Origin of the sequence: Pseudomonas sp. (genome assembly GCF_035277045.1) — a bacterium.
Lineage (GTDB): Bacteria > Pseudomonadota > Gammaproteobacteria > Pseudomonadales > Pseudomonadaceae > Aquipseudomonas.
This window is the reverse complement of record NZ_DATELE010000193.1, coordinates 1-4,236: the sequence shown is the minus strand read 5'-3', so window position 1 is coordinate 4,236 and position 4,236 is coordinate 1. Positions and strand designations below refer to the sequence as shown.

At 62.4% G+C, this 4,236-nt stretch carries 6 protein-coding genes; 3 read left to right on the top strand and 3 right to left on the bottom strand.

The window, feature by feature from the left end; genetic code table 11:
* The 3 genes from VJS90_RS09980 to VJS90_RS09970 all read right to left on the bottom strand — a co-directional run.
* On the bottom strand, positions 1–376 hold a 376-nt coding region (locus VJS90_RS09980), incomplete at its 3' end, for a LysR family transcriptional regulator (RefSeq protein WP_324121499.1).
* 185 nt (positions 377–561) lie between these two features.
* On the bottom strand, positions 562–1,224 hold the full coding sequence (locus VJS90_RS09975) for an aspartate/glutamate racemase family protein (RefSeq protein ID WP_324121497.1): 663 nt from the start codon (positions 1,222–1,224) through the stop codon (positions 562–564).
* Entirely contained in the window at positions 1,224–1,379 is a 156-nt protein-coding gene (locus tag VJS90_RS09970) for a hypothetical protein (protein ID WP_324121495.1), read from the bottom strand. The genes VJS90_RS09975 and VJS90_RS09970 overlap by 1 nt, the downstream gene beginning before the upstream one ends.
* A gap of 224 nt (positions 1,380–1,603) precedes the next feature.
* Between VJS90_RS09970 and VJS90_RS09965 the strand changes: the two genes are divergently transcribed.
* The 3 genes from VJS90_RS09965 to VJS90_RS09955 all read left to right on the top strand — a co-directional run.
* Positions 1,604–2,674, top strand: a complete 1,071-nt coding sequence (locus tag VJS90_RS09965; RefSeq protein WP_324121493.1) for an isocitrate/isopropylmalate dehydrogenase family protein — start codon at positions 1,604–1,606, stop codon at positions 2,672–2,674.
* A gap of 78 nt (positions 2,675–2,752) precedes the next feature.
* Entirely contained in the window at positions 2,753–4,024 is a 1,272-nt protein-coding gene (gene otnK / locus VJS90_RS09960) for a 3-oxo-tetronate kinase (protein ID WP_324121491.1), read from the top strand.
* Positions 4,021–4,236, top strand: a 216-nt coding sequence (locus tag VJS90_RS09955; protein WP_324121489.1) for a class II aldolase/adducin family protein, incomplete at its 3' end; no start/stop codon positions are given. The genes otnK and VJS90_RS09955, both read left to right, overlap by 4 nt.

Sequence of the window (4,236 nt, the reverse complement as noted above, 5' to 3'; positions counted from 1 at the left end):
TATCGAACTTGATCTGCGGATACAGCTGGGCAAAGTCGGAAAGGTCCTGGGGCAGGAACTGGGACAACGCCGAAGTGATGGCGTGGATCCGGATGTGCCCCCTTACCCCACTGGCGTAGCCACTCAGTTCGCTGTCGAGCTGAGCCATGGTCTGCTCGAGTTGCCGGGCATAGAAAAGCAGTGATTGCCCAGCGGGTGTCAGGTCGACCCCGCGTGCATTGCGCACCAGCAAGGGCGAACCGATCTGCGCTTCGAGTTCGGAGATCCGCTTGCTGATGGCCGACACCGCGACGTGCTTGATCCGCCCGGCACGCGTGAGGTTGCGCTCCTGGGCGACGGTGATGAAAAGATCCAGGCTGGTAAGGTCATAGCGCACGAGAACATCCCGGCTTCGAGGCGTGGTGAGTACCGCGGGTGCGGGCTTGCTTTGCACTGGGGCCAAGTCATCCATTCCCAGCTAGCGGCAATTGCAGCAGAAGGGAGAAGATCGCACAACCCCGCCGGGTGAGCCGGGTATCCCTTGCCCCTCGAGCCCTGGCAGGGTATCAGGGGAAGGTACCTTCACCCCTCGCTCAACAGGCGCTTCATCTTCAGTACAGCGCTGCCAGGGGTCGTCAGCAAGGGAATCTCGGTGATGCTCGCACAGGCCCTGACCGCCGAGGTCATGGAAAACTGTGCAAAGCAGATGACATCCATGTCGCTCAGCGGCGAGACCATTTCACTGATCAACTGGTCGTGGCGTGCGGTATCTCCATGGTGCAATGCCTCGATGGCCTGGGTACATACGGCATGATGTTGCGCCACCTGCCTGCCCCGCGCCGCAGCTGCCTGGTGCAGCTCTTCGGACATGGAGTCGATGGCGGGAGCAAAGGTTGCCAGCAGCGCCACCCTGTCACCGTACTCCAGGGCTTCTTCGAGCATCGCTTCGTTGGGCTTGAGCACCGGGATATCCAAGCCTTTCTTGCACGCATCGATCGCCTCGCCAAATGCTGAGCAGGTAAACAGAATACCGTCGGCACCCGCTGCGCGCGCGTAGCGCGCGAGCTCCATGAACCGATGTTTGAGCGCGTCGGTGACAGTGCCTGCACTGCGCAGGTCGCGCGAGAGCGAGTCCTCCAGCAAGTTGCACAGCTCTGCCTCTGGCCACAAACGGGCGAAGGCTTCGTTGATCGGGGCCACGGCCACGGACGTGGCATGTATCAGAAAAACACGCTTGGCCGACATCATGCCCCTCCCCGCCCAACCGCTTCGGCAATACATTTGATCGTGACGGCACGGCCGCGGAAATCGGTCTTGCCTCCCAGGTCCTGAAATAGAGGCAGCAGCACCTTCGCGGTCGCGCCAAACCGGTCGCACAGGCCGGTAGTTTTGAGGGTCATTGCGGGCACTCCTTGGGTCATGGGCAAAACAAATGTTGCACACATTGTATTTGCATGCAATAAAATGCAAAGCGCTAACGGCTGATGTGGGATGCCAACGGCAATGACATCGATCGGGACGAGCATTCAACGCCACGATTATTGTACTTCGTTGCCATGACATACATCTTACGCGCTGTCGACGAGCCCCTTGATCCACGAACAAAAATGTCTAGGAGAGTGTGATGCGTATTCTGGTTCTTCCCTGCGATGGTATCGGCCCTGAAATCGTCGAGTCCTCGATGTCGGCTCTGCACGCGGCCAACAAGAAATTCGACCTGGGCCTGAGCTTCGACCATGACGATGTCGGCTTCGTCAGCCTGGAAAAATATGGCACCACCTTGCGTGAAGAGGTGCTGGAAAAAGCCAAGACCTACGACGGCATCATCCTGGGCACACAGTCCCATGCCGACTATCCGGCCCCGGAAAAAGGCGGCCGCAACGTGTCTGCAGGCTTCCGCATCGGCCTTGACCTGTATGCCAACGTGCGCCCGGCGCGCACCCGCGCGTTCATCGAATCGAACATGAAGCCCGGCAAGAGCATGGACCTGGTGATCATGCGCGAGGCCACCGAAGGCTTCTATCCGGACCGCAACATGAGCCGCGGCTGGGGTGAAGTAATGCCCTCCCCGGACATGGCCCTCTCCACCCGCAAGATCACCCGTCACTGCAGCGAGCGCATTGCCCGGCGTGCCTTCGAACTGGCCATGAAGCGCAACCGCAAGGTCACCGCGATCCACAAGGCCAACAGCTTCCACATGACCGATGGCCTGTTCCTTGAGTGCGTGCGCAACGTCGCCAAGGACTTCCCGGAAGTAAAACTCGATGATTTGCTGGTCGATGCGTCCACCGCCCACCTGGTGCGCAGCCCTGAGCGCTTCGACGTGCTGGTGGCCACCAACTTCTACGGCGACATCATCAGCGACCTGGCTAGCGAACTGTCCGGCAGCCTCGGCCTGGCCGGTTCCACCATGCACAGCGACATTCATTGCTGCGCCCAGGCCCAGCACGGTTCGGCTCCAGACATCGCCGGCAAGGACAAGGCCAACCCGGTTTCGATGATCCTGTCGGTGGCGATGCTGCTGCAATGGATGGGTGAGCAACATGCCAAGCCTGCGCTGGGCGAAGCTGGCAAGGCCATGGAGCAGGCAGTGGATGCCGTGCTGGAAGACCCGGCCAAGCGCACCGCCGACCTCGGGGGCAAACTCGGCTGCCGCGCCTTCGGCGAAGCCGTCGCGGCCGTGATCGCTGGCTGAGGGAGCCGCCAGGCCTTGCGGCGGCGGGCCAGCCCCGCTGCCACACGACTTTCACCTGCACATTTGGAGTATCCGGCCGTGAACCAACCTTTGCTCGGCTGCATCGCCGATGACTTCACCGGGGGCACCGACCTCGCCAGCATGCTGGTGCGTGGTGGCATGCGCACCCTGCAGGTGATCGGCGTGCCCGAAGGCCCCATCGACGCCGATGTCGATGCCGTCGTCATCGCCCTCAAGTCGCGTACCCTGTCTGCCGCCGAAGCGGTGGCGCAATCGCTGGCTGCCCTCGGCTGGCTGAAGCAGGCCGGCTGCCGACAGTTCTTCTTCAAGTACTGTTCTACCTTCGACTCGACGCCACGGGGCAACATCGGCCCTGTCGCCGACGCCCTGCTCGATGCCTTGAACGCCCAGCTGGCCCTGGCTTGCCCGGCGTTCCCGGAAAATCAACGGACATTGTTCAACGGCCACCTGTTCGTCGGTGATGTGCTGCTCAGCGAGTCGGGCATGCGCCATCACCCACTCACGCCGATGATCGATGCGAACCTGGTGCGCGTGCTGCAGCAACAGACCGCACGCAGGGTGGGCCTGGTACCGCACGCCGTCGTCAGCCAAGGTGTCGACGCTGTTCGCCGGGCGTTTACCCGGGCCCAATCGGATGGTCTCGGCTACGTCATCGTCGATGCGACCAACAACCTCGACCTCAAAGTCATCGGCGAAGCCGCTGCCAATCACGTACTGATCACGGGCGGTTCCGGCGTTGCCATCGGCCTGCCAGACAACTTCAAACGGGCCGGCCTGCTGCCGGATGCGGCATCTGCAGCAGACCTGCCCCACGTGGGAGGCCGCTCGGCCGTGCTGTCCGGCAGTTGCTCGGTAGCCACCAACGGCCAGGTCGATCACTGGCAGCAGAGCGGGCGACCAAGTTTCGCCCTGGCCCCGCTGCTGTTGGCCGAAGGCCATGACCAGGTGAGCGAAGTACTGCAGTGGGCCAAATCACTGCTGGCCGCCGGCCCTGTGTTGGTCTACGGCAGCGCCAGACCAGAAGCCGTCAAGGCGGTACAGCAGCGGCTGGGTGTAGCCGCGGCCAGCGAAATCGTCGAACGCGCGCTTTCGCAGATCGCCCTGGGACTTCGCGACCTGGGCGTGAATACCTTCGTCGTGGCGGGCGGCGAGACCTCTGGCGCAGTGGTCAAGGCGCTGGGCGTGGACGCACTGAGGATCGGCGCGCCGATCGACCCAGGCGTACCCTGGACGCTTGGCCTGGGCAAACACCCAGTGGCACTGGCGCTCAAATCCGGTAACTTCGGTACTCGTGACTTCTTCAGCAAGGCCCTGGAGCTTGTGCCATGAATGAGAACAAGGAGCGGGAACAAATTGTCCTGCTGGGCAAGTCGATGTATGACCGTGGGCTGACCCACGGGGGTACTGGCAACATCAGCGTGCGCCTGGACGACGGTTGGCTGCTCACGCCCACCGGTTCGTCACTGGGCCGGCTGGACCCGGCACGCCTGACCAAGCTTGACTGGGAAGGCCGGCACATCAGTGGCGACAAACCCTCCAAG